Source organism: Luteimonas sp. MC1895 (assembly GCF_016457215.1).
Taxonomy (GTDB): domain Bacteria; phylum Pseudomonadota; class Gammaproteobacteria; order Xanthomonadales; family Xanthomonadaceae; genus Luteimonas.
Genome location: NZ_JAEMDY010000001.1, coordinates 953,364 through 968,034, shown reverse-complemented (window position 1 = coordinate 968,034; position 14,671 = coordinate 953,364). Strand labels below are relative to the sequence as shown.

The following is a 14,671-nucleotide window of genomic DNA, read 5'->3' as shown; positions in this document are numbered from 1 at the left end:
TGTAGCGCAGGATTCCGCGTACGGAATCCTGAATGCCGCGATCAGCGCTTCGAGAACTGGGTCGCGCGACGCGCCTTGTGCAGACCGACCTTCTTGCGCTCGACCTCGCGGGCGTCGCGGGTCATGAAGCCGGCCTTGCGCAGCTCGGACTTCAGGGTCTCGTCGTACTCCACCAGCGCGCGGGCGATACCCAGGCGGATGGCGCCGGCCTGGCCGGTGGTGCCGCCGCCGTGGGTGGTGACCATGATGTCGAAGCTTTCGGTGTTCTTGGTCAGCTCGAGCGGCTGGCGCACGATCATGCGCGCGGTCTCGCGGCCGAAGAACTCGTCGAGCGGACGGTCGTTGACGGTGATGTTGCCGGTACCGCGGCGCAGGAACACGCGGGCGGTGGAGGACTTGCGACGGCCGGTGCCGTAATTCTGGGTGATTGCCATGACTTAGATATCCAGGACTTGCGGCTGCTGGGCGGCGTGCGGGTGCTCGGAACCCTTGTACACCTTGAGCTTGCGGTACATCGCACGGCCCAGGGTGTTCTTCGGGAGCATGCCCTTGACCGAATGCTCGATGACCCGCTCGGGGTGGCGCTCCAGCGCCTGCCCCAGGGACTCGGACTTCAGGTTGCCGATGTACCCGGTGAAGCGGTAGTACATCTTGTCGGCGAGCTTGTTGCCGGTCACGTGGATCTTCTCGGCGTTGATCACGATGATGTAATCGCCGGTGTCGACGTGAGGGGTGTAGACGGGCTTGTGCTTGCCACGCAGGCGACGCGCGATCTCGGTGCTCAGGCGACCGAGGGTCTTGCCGGCGGCGTCGACCACGAACCAGTCGCGCTGGACGGTCTCGTTCTTGGCGGTAAAGGTCTTCATCGGGAAACTCTCAGGGGTGACTGGTCGGGCTGGTTGCGCTGGCCATCGCCGGCGGAACGTCGCCTCGCGTTTTCACGTTCAGGGAACGCAAGAGGCGGAATTGTACCGGGCCACGGCAGCCATCGCAACTTGCCGGCCCCGGCGGCCTGCGCGTCCCCGTGCCGTGCGCCGGCGGGCTGCCTGTACGCCCTGCCATCCGCATCCCACAATGTCCGCATGACGACCCGTTCCCGCACCCTGTCGCCCCTCGACCGCCTGCTGGCGGATGCCCAGAACGCGCTGGAGACCGTGGCCGGGCGGCCGCGCGCCGAGCGCCCCAACCCCGGCGCCGGCGAGCCCGAAGTGGAGCTCGACGACGCCGAGCGGCGGCACGCCGCGGGGCTGATGCGGATCAACCACGTCGGCGAGGTCTGTGCCCAGGCGCTGTATGTCGGACAGGCCACCGTGGCGCGTGATCCGGCCACGCGCGCCCACCTGCTCGAGGCGGCGCAGGAAGAAACCGACCACCTGGCCTGGTGCGACGACCGCCTGCGCGAGCTGGACAGCCGGCCGAGCCTCTTCAACCCGCTCTGGTACGCGGGGAGCTATGCGATCGGCCTGCTGGCCGGGCTGCGCGGCGATGGCTGGAACCTCGGCTTCGTGGTCGAGACCGAACGCCAGGTGGAGGCCCATCTGGAGGAGCACCTGCAGACCCTGCCCGGAGCCGACCTGCGCAGCCGCGCGATCCTCGAGACCATGAAGGCCGACGAGGCCCGCCATGCCGACAACGCGGAAGCCGCCGGCGCCCGCGTCCTGCCGCAGCCGATCCCGACCCTGATGGCCGCGGCGTCGAAGGTCATGAAGACCGTCGCCTACCGCCTGTAGGAGCGGCTACAGCCGAGATCCCGCGCACCGACCTGCAGGAGCGGCTACAGCCGCGATCGGGGTGCGCAGGAGCGATCGCGGCTGTAGCCGCTCCTACAGGTGCAAGGTGGCTCAGCCGGAAACCAGCTTCAGCCCCACCACTCCGCCCACGATCATCGCGATGCACGCCAGCCGCGCAGGCGACGCGCTCTCGCCGAACACCAGGATGCCGAAGGCCGCCACGCCAACCGCGCCAATCCCGGTCCAGATCGCGTAGCCGGTGCCGATCGGGATCGCCCTGAGCGCCTGCGACAGGCACCAGAAGCTCACCACCATCGCCGCGACGGTGCCGAGGCTCGGCCAGAGCCGGGTCCAGCCTTCGGTGTACTTCAGCCCGAGTGCCCAGACCACTTCGAACAGGCCTGCCACCACCAGATAAATCCACGCCATTGCTGGTCTCCTTCGCGCTGCCCGGGACCATGCGCCGGCGCTGCGCCGCAAATGAAAAAACGGTCCGGAGCCTTCGCTCCGGACCGCCGTCGGTCTCCGTTCCGCGGACCGTGTCCGCGCGCGGGCCGTCCCGCTGGTGCCCAACGCCGCGTGACCTGCGGCAGAGGGATCACTCGACCAGGTTGCGCCCGTGGAACAGCTCCTCGATCTCGCGCTTGAGCAGCGCCTCGATCTTCATGCGTTCCTTGAACGACAGGTTCCGGGCCTTTTCCTCGAACAGGTACTGGTCGAGGTCGAAGTCCTTCAGGTGCATCTTCGTGTGGAAGATGTTTTCCTGGTAGACGTTGACGTCGAACATCTCGTAGCGCGCCTTGATGTTCTTCGCCAGGAAGTCCTGGATCGAATTGATCTTGTGGTCGATGTAATGCTTCTTGCCCTTGATGTCGCGGGTGAAGCCGCGCACGCGGTAGTCGGCGATGACGATGTCCGACTCGAAGCTCTCGATCAGGTAGTTCAGCGCCTTCAGCGGCGAGATCACGCCGCAGGTCGCCACGTCGATGTCCGCGCGGAACGTCGCAATGCCCGCCTGCGGGTGCGTTTCCGGGTAGGTGTGGACGGTGATGTGGCTCTTGTCCAGGTGCGCGACCACCGCATCCGAGATCACGCCCTTGGCGTCGGCCTTGTCGATCACCGGCTGCTCGGAGATGAGGATCGTCACCGACGCGCCCTGCGGATCGTAGTCCTGGCGCGCGATGTTGAGGATGTTCGCGCCGATGATCTCCGCCACGTCCGTGAGGATCTGCGTGAGGCGATCGGCGTTGTATTCCTCGTCGATGTATTCGATGTAGCGCTGGCGCTCGTCCTTGGAGACGGCGTAGCACACGTCATAGATGTTGAAGCTCAGGGCCTTGGTGAGGTTGTTGAATCCCTGCAGCTTCAGGCGAGGCAGCGGTTTGACCACGTCGTGCGGACCCCGGTTCGGGCGGAAAGTGCGCGATTATGCGCCATTGCCCCCCCGCCCGCGAGTGAAGCGCCGCCGGGGCCGGCCGGGCGGGGCCCCAACGCGTTTGCCGGATGGGTCAGGACGGCCTACTCTTGCTTCATCCCCCGTTCAAGCTTTCCATGACTATCAGCCCTGTGGCCATCCTGACAACCTTGAGACGTCCCCAGCATCCCCTGATGCCATCGCCGGCGACGATCGAACGCTTTCTCGCGCACTGCCATCGCCGCCGCTATCCGCCGCGCACCGAGGTGTTCCGCCCGGGCGACCAGGCCGGGACCATGTATTACGTGGTCAGCGGGTCGGTCACCATCATCACCGAGGAGGACGACGGTCGCGAACTGATCCTCGGCTACTTCGGACCCGGCGAATTCGTCGGCGAGATGGGCCTCTTCATCGAGTCCGACGTGCGCGAAGTGGTGCTGCGCACCCGGGTGCAGACCGAACTGGCCGAGATCAGCTACGAGCGGTTGTACCAGCTGTTCGACGGTTCGCTGTCCGGCGACGCCACGCAGATCGTCTACGCGATCGGCGCCCAGCTGTCGCGGCGGCTGCTCGACACCAGCCGCAAGGCCGGACGCCTGGCCTTCCTCGACGTCACCGACCGCATCACCCGCACCCTGCACGACCTCACCCGCGAGCCGGAGGCGATGACCCATCCCGACGGCACCCAGCTGCGGGTGTCGCGCCAGGAGCTCGCGCGCCTGGTCGGCTGCTCGCGCGAGATGGCCGGCCGCGTGCTGAAGAAGCTCCAGGCCGACGGCAAGCTGCACGCCCGCGGCAAGACCATCGTCCTCTACGGCACCCGCTGACGCCGATGGTCGCGGCGTTCGAATCCAGGGGCACCCTGCCGGACGCGGACCTGCGCAGCGCCTCGGCGATCGACGCCGACGACGTCGCCGCCCTGCTCAGCGCGCTGGGCTACCCCTGCGACACCGGCGACGCCGCGCGCCGCATCGCCACCATCACCGCCAACGACCGGCAGGCCCTGGTCGTCGCACGCTGCGGCGGCATGGTCTGCGGACTGGTCGCGATCGACTTCATGTATTACCTGCCGCTGGATACCACCACCTGCCGGATCACCGCCCTGGTGGTCTCGCCCGGCGCGCAGGGCCGTGGGCTCGGCCGGCAGCTGCTGCGCGAAGCCGAGCGCCGCGCCCGCTCCGCCGGGGCCGCGCGCATCGAACTGACCAGCGGATCGCAGCGCGCCGAGGCCCACGCCTTCTACCGGGCCTGCGGATTCGGCGACGGGACATTGCGCTTCATCAAGCGCCTCGGCGACGCTTGACCGGCGACAACGCCACCACCACGCCAGCCGGCTAGTCTTGCCGCCTGCAGGGTGCCGCGTGGCGCCCGGATGCCGCGCATGGACCTGATCGACAGCCACTTCCTGATGTTCGTCGCCATCGGACTGGGCGCACAGCTCGTGGACGGTGCGCTGGGAATGGCCTTCGGGCTGGTCTCCTCCTCGATCCTGCTGGCGATGGGCATGCCGCCGGCGGCGGTGAGCGCCAGCGTGCACACGGCCGAGGTGTTCACCACCGGCGTCTCCGGCGCCGCGCACGGCATGCTGGGCAACGTCGATCGCCGCCTGATGCTGCGCCTGGCGGTGCCGGGCGTGGTCGGCGGCGTGATCGGCGCGTACGCGCTCAGCCGCATCGATGGCGCGACGATCAAACCCTGGATCCACGCCTACCTGCTGGTGCTGGCGGTGCTGATCCTGGTGCGTGCGCTGGGCCGGCGCGTGCCGCGGCGCGAGGTGAAGCGCGTGGGCCTGCTCGGCTTCGTCTCCGGCCTGCTCGACGCCATCGGCGGCGGCGGCTGGGGCCCCATGGCGACCTCCACCCTGCTGGCGAACGGCGGCGAAGCGCGCACCAGCATCGGCACGGTCAGCGCATCCGAGTTCGCGGTGACCCTGGCGATCTCGATCACCTTCCTGTTCTCGGTCGGCCTCGACCACTGGCGGATCATCATCGGCCTGCTGCTGGGCGGCGTGATCGCCGCGCCACTGGCGGCGCTGCTGGTGCGGCACGTGCGCGAGCGCCTGGTGCTGCTGGCGGTCGGCGTGCTGGTGATGGGGATCTCGCTCTACCAGATCTACCGCGCGCTCGCCGGCTGAGCCGGATCGGACGGCAGCCGGCCGTCGTCTCCCACCGCGACGGCCACGGGTTCGCCGCCCCGCCCCGGGCAGCCCCAGTTGAGGATCGGCGTCGCAGGCGGAAGCTCGCGGACGAAGCGGGCGATCGCGCCCGGCTTCGGATTCACCACCACCGGCCTGCGCGCGGCGTGCAGCAGCGGCAGGTCGGCGCTCGAGTCGGAATAGGCCGCGTCGATGTCGCCCCAGCCGAGCTCGCGCAGCATGCGCACCTTTTCTTCGTTGTGGCAGTGGCGCGCCGCGACCACCGCGCCGAAGCGCGGGCCGGCCAGGGTGCCGACCACGGGCACGTCCTCGTGGGCGGCAAACGCCAGGATCGCGCGGGCCAGTTCCGGCGGCGCGCCGGTGGCCACCACGACGTGGTCGCCGCGCTCGCGGTGGGCGTGGAAGACCTCCAGCGCCAGCGGCAGCAGGCGGCCGCGGATCTCCTCGACGTGCTGCGCGACATAGGCGTCGGTGAGCGCATCCAGGTCGCGCACGCGGTGGAAGCCGACCGTGCCGGCCCAGACGAAACCGGAGATGCCCGCGCGGCGGGTCGGCAGGAAGGCGACCATCGGACCGAACACCGGGGCCAGCAGCAGCGCGAGCATCCGCCGCCACCAGCTGCGCTTGATCAGCCAGACGAACAGGTGGCTGCCGGAGTCGCCGTCGTAGAGGGTGTGGTCGAAGTCGAAGACGACCAGCGGGGCATCATCGCGAGGCACCGCGTACCGCGGCCCGCTCACGTCCCGAACATCCCGCGCAGCGCGCTTCCCGGATCCTCGGCGCGCATGAAGGCCTCGCCGACCAGGAAGGCATCCACGCCGGCACCGCGCAGTAGCGCGACGTCGTCGGCGGTCATCACGCCGCTCTCGGTCACCAGCCGGCGGTCTTCCGGGGCCATCGCTTTCAGCGCCAGCGTCGTGTCCAGCGACACCTCGAAGCTGCGCAGGTCGCGGTTGTTCACGCCCAGCAGCGGCGCGCGCCCGGCGACCGTGGGCAGGCGCAGCGCGCGCTCAAACTCGTTGGCGTCATGCACTTCGGCCAACACGTCCATGCCGAGCTCCAGCGCCTGCACGCAGAGGTCGCTCGCAAGCAGATCGTCCAGCCCGGCCAGGATCAGCAGCACGCAGTCGGCGCCCAGCACGCGCGCCTCGTCGACCTGGTAGCCGTCGACGATGAAATCCTTGCGCAGCACCGGCAGCGAGCAGGCCTCGCGCGCCTGCTGGAGGTAAGCGTCGGCGCCCTGGAAGAAGTCGACGTCGGTCAGCACCGACAGGCAGGCCGCGCCGCCGGCCTCGTAGCTGCGCGCGATCGCGGCGGGATCGAAGTCGGCGCGGATCACGCCCTTCGACGGGCTGGCCTTCTTGACCTCGGCGATCACCGCGGTCTGCCCGGCGGCAATCTTCGCCTCGATCGCCGCGGCGAAACCGCGCGCCGGGGGCGCGTCGGCCAGGCGCAGGAAGATCTCGGCGCGTGACGCGCGAAGGTTGCGCTCCGCAACTTCCTCGCGCTTGCGCGCGAGGATGCGGGCCAGCACGTCGGGGGCGTGGCCAGTGTTCATTCGCGTGCTCCAGCGTCGGCCGCTGGAGTGATCGCGGCTGTAGCCGCTCCTACAGGACGGCCCGGGGTGATCGCGGCTGTAGCCGCTCCTGCAGGACGGCCCGGGGTGATCGCGGCTGTAGCCGCTCCTGCAGGGGGCTCGACTGTGGGAGCGGCTACAGCCGCGATCGCAGCCTCGCCGAGTTCCCGGGTGGTGGCCACGAACGCATCGAGCTTCGCGCGCGCCGCGCCCGATGCGATCGTCGCACGCGCCAGTTCGACGCCGCTGGCGATCGAATCCGCCACGCCGGCGACGTACAGCGCCGCGCCCGCGTTGAGCGCGACGATATGCCCGGGCAGGCCGTCGGCGTCGGTGATCGCCTGCAGCACCATCGCCTTCGACTCCAGCGCACCCTCGACCTTGAGGTTGCGGCTGGCGGCCATCGGGATGCCGAAGTCCTCCGGGTGCAGTTCGTACTCGCGCACCCGACCGTCGCGCAGCTCGCCGACCAGGGTTCCCGCACCCAGCGAGATCTCGTCCATGCCGTCGCGGCCCCAGACCACCAGCGCGCGCTCGGCGCCCAGCTCCTGCAGCACGCGCACCTGGATGCCGACCAGGTCGGGATGGAACACGCCCATCAGGATCGACGGCGCATCCGCGGGATTGGTCAGGGGTCCGAGGATGTTGAACAGCGTGCGCACGCCCATCTCGCGGCGCACCGGCGCGACCACCTTCATCGCGGGGTGGTAGGCCGGCGCGTACATGAAGCCGATGCCGGTGCGCGCGATCGACTCGGCGACGGCTTCCGGCGGCAGTTCGATGGCCGCGCCCAGCGACTCGTACGCATCCGCGCTGCCCGACGTGGACGACACGCTGCGCCCGCCGTGCTTGGCCACCCGCCCGCCGGCGGCGGCGATCACGAAGCTCGACGCGGTGGAGATGTTGAAGGTGTTGGCGCCATCACCGCCGGTGCCGACGATGTCGACCAGGTGGGTGCGGTCGGCCACGTCGACCCGGCGCGCCAGCTCGCGCATCGCGCGCGCGGCACCGGTGATCTCGCCCACCGTTTCCTTCTTCACCCGCAGCCCGATCATGATCGCCGCGGTCATCTGCGGCGACACGTCACCACGCATCACCTGCCGCATGAGGTCGAACATCTCGTCCTCGAAGATCTCGCGGTGTTCGATGGTGCGCTGCAGGGCTTCCTGGGGGGTGATGGGCATGGTCGGGGCTGGCTTCTTCAGGGAACGGGGGATGCCGGGGCGCGCGTGCGCCGGTCGCGGCGTCGCCGCGGGCCTCAGGCCGCGACGTCGAGGAAGTTCTTCAGCAGCGCGTGACCGTGCTGGCTGAGGATCGACTCCGGATGGAACTGCACGCCGTGGACCGGGTGCTCGCGGTGGCGCAGGCCCATGATCTCCTCGCGGCTGCCGTCGTCGTTCTCGGTCCAGGCCGTGACCTCGAGGCAGTCGGGCAGGCTGTCCTGCTCCACCACCAGCGAATGGTAGCGCGTGGCGTCGTACCCGTCCGGCAGGCCGGCGAACACACCGTTCCCGGCGTGGCGGATCGGCGAGGTCTTGCCGTGCATGATCCGGCCCGCGCGCACCACGCGTCCGCCGTAGGCCTGGCCGAGCGCCTGGTGGCCCAGGCAGACGCCGAGGATCGGCGTGGTCGGGCCCAGCCGCTCGATCACCTCGATCGAGACGCCGGCCTCGTTGGGCGTGCACGGTCCCGGCGAGATCACGATGTGGCTCGGCCCGAGGCGCGCGATGTCGTCGACCGTCAGCGCATCGTTGCGCACCACCTCGACCTCGGCGCCCAGCACCTGCAGGTACTGCACGAGGTTGAAGGTGAAGCTGTCGTAGTTGTCGATCATCAGCAGCACGGATGGCCCCTGCAGGCGCGCGGCGTAGGGCCGCCGGAAGCCGTCCATTCTCGCCGAAAGCCCGGACGCGGTGCGCGTTCACATTCGCTGTCCACAGCCGTGGCTAGCCTGTGGCGATCGCGCCGGGGCTGCCCGCGGCGTCGGCGGCCACGAGGAGGGGACCACCATCGCGACCATCGCACCCTGCGCGCGCCCGACGGCCGCCGCGTTGGCGCTGCTCGCCGCCGCGGGCTGTGCCGGGCCGCAGTCGACGCTGGATCCGGCCGGGCCGGCGGCGGAGGCCATTGCCGGCATCTGGTGGGCGATGTTCTGGGGCGCGCTGGCGGTCTGGCTGATGGTGATGGGGCTGGTGTCCTGGGCACTCTTCCGCGGCCGCAACACCCGCGCGCTGGCGAAACCGCAGCGGCTCATCGTCGGCGGCGGGCTGGTGCTGCCGCCGGTGCTGCTGGCGGGGCTGCTGGTCTACGGCTCGGTGTCCAGCGCGCGGATCACCGGGCTCGGCCAGCAGGTCGACCAGCGCGTGGACGTGGTCGCCGGGCGCTGGCGCTGGCACTTCCGCTACCGCGACGCTGACGGTCGCGTGGTGGCGGAGTCGCTCGACGTGCTGTCGATGCCGCGCGGGCGGATGGTCGAATTCCGCATCACCAGCGCCGACGTCATCCATTCGTTCTGGATCCCGCGCCTGGGCGGCAAGGTCGACGCCATCCCCGGGCGCGTGAACCGCCTGCGCCTGCGCGCCGACGGTGCGGGCCGTATCCGCGGGCAGTGCGCCGAGTACTGCGGCACCGGCCACGCCCGCATGGCCTTCGAGGTGCTGGTGCAGGATGACGCCGGCCATCAGGCGTGGCTCGCACAGCGGGCGGGCGGCGTTCCGGCGGCGGTCGCGGCCGCCGACGCCGCTGCCGTCGAAGCGCTGGACGCGCTGGGCCCGGGCGACGCCGTCCGCGTGGACACCGTGGACGATGCCGTCGATGCCGATGCCGATGCCGATGTCGATGTCGATGTCGATGGCGGGGAGGCGCCACGATGACCGCTCCGACCAATCCCGCAACCACGCCGGAAGACGCGCGCCTGCAGGCGCTGCATGAGACCTGGTCCACGCCGCCGGGCTGGCGCGGCCGCCTGACCGCGGTCAACCACTCCACGATCGGCCTGCGCTTCATCGTCACCGGCCTCGCCTTCTTCCTGATCGGCGGCATGCTGTCGATGTTCATCCGGCTGCAGCTGGCCTGGTTCGGCAACGAAGTGCTGGATCCGCAGCGCTACGCCGAATTCGTGACCATGCACGGCACCACGATGATGTTCCTGTTCGCGGTGCCGATCATGGAGGGCTTCGCGCTCTACCTCGTGCCCAAGATGATCGGCGCGCGCGACCTGCCCTTCCCGCGGCTGTCGGCGTTCGGCTTCTGGTGCTACCTGTTCGGCGGGCTGTTCCTCTACTCCAGCTTCCTGTTCGACGCGGTGCCGGACTCGGGCTGGTTCATGTACGTGCCGCTCACCGACGCCACCTGGTCGCCCGGGCTCAACGCCGACTTCTGGCTGATCGGCGTCACCTTCTCCGAGATCGCCGCCGTGGCCGCGGCGGTGGAGATGATCGTGGCGATCCTGGTCTGCCGCGCGCCCGGCATGGACCTGCGGCGCATCCCGCTGTTCGCGTGGGCGATGCTGGTGACCTCGTTCATGATCGTCTTCGGCTTCCCGCCGCTGATCCTCGCCAGCATCCTGCTGGAGATCCAGCGCGCCTTCGGCTTCGTGTTCTTCGATCCGGCGCTGGGCGGCGATCCGCTGCTGTGGCAGCACCTGTTCTGGCTGTTCGGGCACCCCGAGGTCTACATCATCTTCCTGCCGGCCGCGGGAGTGGTCTCGATGGTGGTGTCGACCTTCGCGCGACGTCCGATGGTCGGCTACACCTGGATCGTGCTGGCGCTGGTCGGCACCGGCTTCCTCAGCTTCGGGCTGTGGGTGCACCACATGTTCACCGTCGGCATCCCCCTGCTGGCGCTGGCGCTGTTCAGCGCCGCGAGCATGGCGGTGGCGATCCCGATGGGCATCCAGGTGTTCGCCTGGATCGCGACGCTGTGGGCCGGGCGCCCCTGGCTGCGCGTGCCGACGCTGTACCTGTTCGGCTTCTTCTTCGTCTTCGTGCCCGGCGGGCTCACCGGCGTGATGGTGGCGATGGTGCCCTTCGACTGGCAGGCGCACGACAGCCACTTCGTGGTCGCGCACCTGCACCACGTGCTGATCGGCGGGCTGATGTTCCCGCTGTTCGCCGGCCTCTATTACTGGCTGCCGCTGGTGAGCGGGCGCGAGCCGTCGGAGAGCCTCAGCCGCACCGCGTTCTGGCTGGTCTTCCTCGGCTTCAACCTGACCTTCCTGCCGATGTACTTCACCGGCCTGCTGGGCATGCCGCGACGCGCCTACACCTATCTTCCGGAGCTCGGGTTCCACTGGCTCAACCTGGTGTCGACCGCCGCCGGCTTCGTGCTGGCCGTCGGAATGGTGGCGGTGCTGGCGGACCTGGTGCTGAGCCTCCGGCATGGACCGCGCGCGCGCCGCAATCCATGGCGCGCCGGCACGCTGGAGTGGGCCGTGCAGCACCCGGTTCCGCCCTACACGTTCGCGTCGGTGCCGCGCGTCCAGGGCCGCGATCCGCTGTGGGCCGATCCGCTGCTCGCGGACGCCGCCGCACGGCCGGACGGACTGCTCGGCGACGCGCGCCACGGCGTGCGCGAGCTGCTCGGCAGCAGCCTGCTGGATGCGCGGCCCGAGCAGGTGATCCGCGTCTCCGGCCCGACCTGGCTGCCGCTGCTGGCCGCGCTTGCGCTGGCGGTGCTGCTGGCCTGCTTCATCGCCAAGCTCTACTGGGCCGTGCTGCTGCTCGTGCTGCCGCTGCTCGCGCTGCTCTGGCGCTGGGCCTGGACCACCGGCGATCCCGGCGGGCCCGACGCGGTCGAGGCCGAGCCAGGACTTGTGCTGCCCACGCAGGGCGCCGCGCGCAACGCGCCGGGCTGGTGGGCGCTGGTGATGTCGCTGCTGGTCGACGGCTCGCTGTTCGCGTCGCTGGTCTTCAGCTACTTCTACCTGTGGCTCGGGACGGAGGCCTGGCCGCCGGCGGGCATCGGGGTCGCGGGCTGGCCGGCGGCCATCGCCGCGCTGGTCCTGCTGATCGCCTGCGCCGGAACGGCATGGGTCGCGACGCGTGCGCTGCAGGCCGACGCGCGCGGACGCGCCGCGGGCGCGTGGATGGCGACCGTCGTGCTCGGCGCCGGCTTCATCGCGGCGCAGGCCTGGGCCATGGCGGCCACCGGAGCGCCCGCCGTTCACGCCTACGCATCGGTGGCCTGGACGCTCGCGGGCTTCCATGCCGTGCACGTGCTGTTGGCGATGCTGTTCGCGACCTTCGTCGCGGCGCGTCTGCGCCGCGGCCTGGTGACCGCGGCGCGTCCGCTGGAGGCGCGCGTCACCACCGCGCTCTGGCGCTACGTGGTGGGCCAGGGCGTGGTCGCCTGGGGCGTCCTCCACCTGTTCCCGAGGCTGGCGTGACCGGCGCGCGCCCGGACGGGCCACACCTGGACGGCGTGCGCCTGGACGGCGTCCTCTCGCCCTGGCGCCTTACCGGCATCGCCGCGCCGATGCTGCTCTGGGCGCTGCACCTGGTCGTGGTGTATTCGCTGCAGGGCGTCACCTGCGCCGAGGGCCTGGCGTTGACCCGCCATGCCGGCCTGACCGCACTGGCCTGGTCGGTCCTGGCGCTGACCGCGGTCACGTTCACCCTGCTGGCGTGGCTGGGACGCCGCGCCTGGCGCGGCTGGCGTGCCGCCCAGGCCGACCGCTCCGCGCCCGCGCTTGCCGCGCGACGCCGCTTCGCCGCGGCGGCCAGCGGCGCGCTCTGCGTGCTCTCCGCGGTCGCGGTGCTGTTCACCACCATCCCCGTGCTGCTGCTTCCGGGCTGTGCCTGACATGGCCGAATCACTCAAGCCGCCGACCCCGCCGCAGCTCACCCGCACCGTCGAAAGCCGCGTGGCGATCCGCAAGCACCCGCTGCACCCGATGCTGGTGGTGTTCCCGATCGCATTCCTGCTCGTGGTCTCGGTGACCGACGTGCTGTACCTGTGGAGCGGCCTGGCGTTCTGGGCGCAGCTGTCGCAGGTGCTGAGCGGCGCAGGCCTGGCGATGGGGCTCGTGGCCGCCGCGGTCGGCACCGTCGACCTGCTGCTGATCCGGGTGGTGCGGCGGCATGTCTCCGCGTGGAGCCATGCGCTCTCGGGGGTGATGGTGCTGGCGGTGGCCGCGGCCAACACCTGGCTGCGCTGGGGCGATCCGGTTGCGGCGGTCTGGCCCTGGGGGCTGCTGCTGTCGTCGCTGATGACGGTGCTGGTCGGCGTGGCCGGCTGGCTGGGTGGCGGACTCAGCTTCCATCACGGGATTGGCGTCGCCGGACATCCCGGCAGCGAGGACCGCGGTCCCGACGCCCCGCCGGAGGCGTGAGGCGTGCGCCCCGCTCCCGGCCTGTGCCATTCACGGCTTCGCGTCGGCACCCGGCGGCGGCGGCAGGTCGCCGACGGTCTGCGGCTTGGCACCGGTGAGCGCCGCGATGGCGAGCAGCAAGGCCAGCGGCGTCCAGCCCAGCAGCCCGTAGAACAGCGCACCGTGGCGATCGCGGCCCTGGCCCAGCTCGTAGAGCACCAGCCCCATGTAGAGATGCAGGAACACGGCGCCGGCCACGATCACCAGCTTCATCACCAGCCAGGCACCGCTCGGCCCGTAGGCGATCAGCACCATCCCGCTGGCCACCGCCACCAGCGCCGCGGGCGTGGCCATGCGGAAGTAGAGCGTGTTGGCGGTGGCATTGAAGTAGCCGGCGGCGGCATCGCGCTGGCCACGGTGCCGCGCCACGAACAGCCGCGGCAGGAAGAACAGTCCGGCGAACCAGAGGACCATCGCCGAGACATGCAGGATCTTCAGCCAGAAATACATGCGCCATTCCCCTCGGATTCACCGCAGTGTGCCCGCTCCGGCGCGAAGCAGCCGTGGTGGGTGCGCCGGGCGTGGGCCCGCGTCGCTGCCGGCGTGCTGCTCGCCGGGCTACCGGCCGGCAGCGTGCTGGCGCACGCGGGGCACGACCATCCGCCCACGCTGGCCACCGCGTTCTCGCCTTCGCCGTGGCTCCTCGTCCCGCTCGCCGCCTGGGTGCTGCTGTACGCCGTCGGGCTCCGGCGGCTCTGGGGACGCGCGGGCGTCGGTGCCGGTGTCGGGCGCGCGGGCTTCGCCAGCGCCGCCGTCGGCGTCCTGGTCCTGCTGCTGTCGACCACCTGGCCGCTCGATGCCTATGGCGAATGGTCGCTGGCCGCGCACATCGCCCAGCACATGCTGCTGATCGCCTTCGTGCCGCCGCTGCTGCTGGCCGGGCAGCCGCTGGCGGTGGCCGCGCACGCGCTGCCGGCCACGCTGGCGCGGCGGCTGCACCGGACGCTCGGCGCGGCCCAGGCGCGCGCCGCCGCTTCGCTCACGGCTGCTTCGGTCACGCACGGCGTGGTGCTGTGCGCATGGCATCTGCCGGCGGCCACGACGGCTGCGCTGGAAAGCGATCCCGTCCACTGGGCCATGCACGGCACCTTCCTTGCCTCCGGCGTGTGGCTGTGGGCGGCGATGTGGACGCGCATCCGCGATCCGCACGTCGGCGTCGGCGCGGGCGTGGTGGCGATGGTCGCGGTGATGATGCAGATGGGCTTCCTGGGCGCGCTGATGACGTTCTCGGCGCGGCCGCTGTACGCCATCTACGCCGAACGCGCACCGCAGCTGGGCCTGGACGTCATGGCCGACCAGCAGCTGGCCGGCGTGCTGATGTGGGTACCGAGCTGCGTGCCCTACCTCGCCGGCGCGATGTGGCTGCTGTGGCACGGCTTCGCGCGCCTGGAGCGACGCCTGCGCTGAGCGCGGGCGCGCCTCGGCG

17 protein-coding genes and 1 pseudogene are annotated in these 14,671 nt (G+C 70.7%); 9 read left to right on the top strand and 9 right to left on the bottom strand.

The features are described 5' to 3' along the window. Positions 1-41: 41 nt before the first annotated feature. The gene (gene rpsI / locus JG616_RS04250; RefSeq protein WP_199360203.1) at positions 42-434 is read right to left on the bottom strand and encodes a 30S ribosomal protein S9; all 393 of its coding nucleotides are present in this window, start codon (positions 432-434) and stop codon (positions 42-44) included. 3 nt (positions 435-437) lie between these two features. Then, positions 438-866 (bottom strand): 50S ribosomal protein L13, encoded by a 429-nt coding sequence (gene rplM / locus JG616_RS04245; protein WP_199360202.1) that lies wholly within the window; start codon positions 864-866, stop codon positions 438-440. Positions 867-1,082: 216 nt separating this feature from the next. On the opposite strand from rplM, the gene coq7 reads away from it, so the two are divergent. Continuing rightward, positions 1,083-1,730, top strand: a complete 648-nt coding sequence (gene coq7 / locus JG616_RS04240) for a 2-polyprenyl-3-methyl-6-methoxy-1,4-benzoquinone monooxygenase (protein WP_199360201.1) — start codon at positions 1,083-1,085, stop codon at positions 1,728-1,730. 111 nt (positions 1,731-1,841) lie between these two features. Here coq7 and sugE read toward each other — a convergent pair whose 3' ends face one another. Together sugE and speD are read right to left on the bottom strand one after the other, a co-directional pair. Next, positions 1,842-2,159, bottom strand: a complete 318-nt coding sequence (gene sugE, locus JG616_RS04235) for a quaternary ammonium compound efflux SMR transporter SugE (protein ID WP_199360200.1) — start codon at positions 2,157-2,159, stop codon at positions 1,842-1,844. A gap of 169 nt (positions 2,160-2,328) precedes the next feature. After that, positions 2,329-3,120: an adenosylmethionine decarboxylase gene (gene speD / locus JG616_RS04230; RefSeq protein ID WP_144891047.1), complete on the bottom strand. Its 792-nt coding sequence runs from the start codon at positions 3,118-3,120 to the stop codon at positions 2,329-2,331. Positions 3,121-3,338: 218 nt separating this feature from the next. Between speD and crp the strand changes: the two genes are divergently transcribed. The 3 genes from crp (at position 3,339) to JG616_RS04215 (ending at position 5,278) form a co-directional block, all read left to right on the top strand. Then, entirely contained in the window at positions 3,339-3,971 is a 633-nt protein-coding gene (gene crp / locus JG616_RS04225; protein ID WP_234446562.1) for a cAMP-activated global transcriptional regulator CRP, read from the top strand. 5 nt (positions 3,972-3,976) lie between these two features. Further along, the gene (locus JG616_RS04220) at positions 3,977-4,447 is read left to right on the top strand and encodes a GNAT family N-acetyltransferase (RefSeq protein ID WP_199360198.1); all 471 of its coding nucleotides are present in this window, start codon (positions 3,977-3,979) and stop codon (positions 4,445-4,447) included. Between the two features lie 78 nt (positions 4,448-4,525). Continuing rightward, positions 4,526-5,278: a sulfite exporter TauE/SafE family protein gene (locus JG616_RS04215; RefSeq protein ID WP_199360197.1), complete on the top strand. Its 753-nt coding sequence runs from the start codon at positions 4,526-4,528 to the stop codon at positions 5,276-5,278. Here the strand turns inward: JG616_RS04215 and JG616_RS04210 are convergent. From JG616_RS04210 to JG616_RS04195, 4 genes and pseudogenes are all read right to left on the bottom strand, one after another. Further along, complete coding sequence (locus tag JG616_RS04210) at positions 5,257-6,039, bottom strand: haloacid dehalogenase-like hydrolase (RefSeq protein WP_199391765.1); 783 nt, start codon at positions 6,037-6,039, stop codon at positions 5,257-5,259. The genes JG616_RS04215 and JG616_RS04210 overlap by 22 nt on opposite strands. Beyond that, positions 6,036-6,857 (bottom strand): indole-3-glycerol phosphate synthase TrpC, encoded by an 822-nt coding sequence (gene trpC, locus JG616_RS04205; RefSeq protein ID WP_199391764.1) that lies wholly within the window; start codon positions 6,855-6,857, stop codon positions 6,036-6,038. The genes JG616_RS04210 and trpC overlap by 4 nt, the downstream gene beginning before the upstream one ends. 179 nt (positions 6,858-7,036) lie before the next feature. Continuing rightward, a pseudogene (gene trpD, locus JG616_RS04200) lies at positions 7,037-8,059 on the bottom strand (anthranilate phosphoribosyltransferase); the annotation flags it as partial. A gap of 74 nt (positions 8,060-8,133) precedes the next feature. Beyond that, entirely contained in the window at positions 8,134-8,718 is a 585-nt protein-coding gene (locus JG616_RS04195; RefSeq protein ID WP_199391964.1) for an aminodeoxychorismate/anthranilate synthase component II, read from the bottom strand. 208 nt (positions 8,719-8,926) lie between these two features. Between JG616_RS04195 and coxB the strand changes: the two genes are divergently transcribed. The 4 genes from coxB to JG616_RS04175 are packed head-to-tail and all read left to right on the top strand — an operon-like array spanning position 8,927 to position 13,206. After that, positions 8,927-9,748: a cytochrome c oxidase subunit II gene (gene coxB, locus JG616_RS04190; RefSeq protein WP_235972868.1), complete on the top strand. Its 822-nt coding sequence runs from the start codon at positions 8,927-8,929 to the stop codon at positions 9,746-9,748. Continuing rightward, a complete protein-coding gene (gene ctaD / locus JG616_RS04185) occupies positions 9,745-12,261 on the top strand; it encodes a cytochrome c oxidase subunit I (RefSeq protein ID WP_199391762.1) in 2,517 nt (838 codons plus the stop codon). Before coxB ends, ctaD begins: the two co-directional genes overlap by 4 nt. Beyond that, complete coding sequence (locus JG616_RS04180) at positions 12,258-12,677, top strand: hypothetical protein (protein WP_199360190.1); 420 nt, start codon at positions 12,258-12,260, stop codon at positions 12,675-12,677. The genes ctaD and JG616_RS04180 overlap by 4 nt, the downstream gene beginning before the upstream one ends. A 1-nt stretch (position 12,678) precedes the next feature. Next, positions 12,679-13,206 (top strand): DUF2231 domain-containing protein, encoded by a 528-nt coding sequence (locus tag JG616_RS04175; protein WP_199360189.1) that lies wholly within the window; start codon positions 12,679-12,681, stop codon positions 13,204-13,206. 30 nt (positions 13,207-13,236) lie between these two features. Here JG616_RS04175 and JG616_RS04170 read toward each other — a convergent pair whose 3' ends face one another. Beyond that, positions 13,237-13,695: a CopD family protein gene (locus JG616_RS04170; RefSeq protein ID WP_199360188.1), complete on the bottom strand. Its 459-nt coding sequence runs from the start codon at positions 13,693-13,695 to the stop codon at positions 13,237-13,239. A 60-nt stretch (positions 13,696-13,755) separates the two neighbouring features. Between JG616_RS04170 and JG616_RS04165 the strand changes: the two genes are divergently transcribed. Further along, positions 13,756-14,652 (top strand): cytochrome c oxidase assembly protein, encoded by an 897-nt coding sequence (locus JG616_RS04165; protein ID WP_199391761.1) that lies wholly within the window; start codon positions 13,756-13,758, stop codon positions 14,650-14,652. The last annotated feature ends 19 nt before the right edge of the window (positions 14,653-14,671 follow it).

Bases quoted from the DNA above. Each gene is read 5' to 3' on its own strand.
- JG616_RS04220 (WP_199360198.1), top strand. From the start codon at position 3,977: ATGGTCGCGGCGTTCGAATCCAGGGGCACCCTGCCGGACGCGGACCTG.
- ctaD (WP_199391762.1), top strand. From the start codon at position 9,745: ATGACCGCTCCGACCAATCCCGCAACCACGCCGGAAGACGCGCGCCTG.
- crp (WP_234446562.1), top strand. From the start codon at position 3,339: ATGCCATCGCCGGCGACGATCGAACGCTTTCTCGCGCACTGCCATCGC.
- JG616_RS04215 (WP_199360197.1), top strand. From the start codon at position 4,526: ATGGACCTGATCGACAGCCACTTCCTGATGTTCGTCGCCATCGGACTG.
- trpC (WP_199391764.1), bottom strand. From the start codon at position 6,857: ATGAACACTGGCCACGCCCCCGACGTGCTGGCCCGCATCCTCGCGCGC.
- rplM (WP_199360202.1), bottom strand. From the start codon at position 866: ATGAAGACCTTTACCGCCAAGAACGAGACCGTCCAGCGCGACTGGTTC.
- rpsI (WP_199360203.1), bottom strand. From the start codon at position 434: ATGGCAATCACCCAGAATTACGGCACCGGCCGTCGCAAGTCCTCCACC.
- JG616_RS04175 (WP_199360189.1), top strand. From the start codon at position 12,679: ATGGCCGAATCACTCAAGCCGCCGACCCCGCCGCAGCTCACCCGCACC.
- sugE (WP_199360200.1), bottom strand. From the start codon at position 2,159: ATGGCGTGGATTTATCTGGTGGTGGCAGGCCTGTTCGAAGTGGTCTGG.
- coq7 (WP_199360201.1), top strand. From the start codon at position 1,083: ATGACGACCCGTTCCCGCACCCTGTCGCCCCTCGACCGCCTGCTGGCG.
- JG616_RS04170 (WP_199360188.1), bottom strand. From the start codon at position 13,695: ATGTATTTCTGGCTGAAGATCCTGCATGTCTCGGCGATGGTCCTCTGG.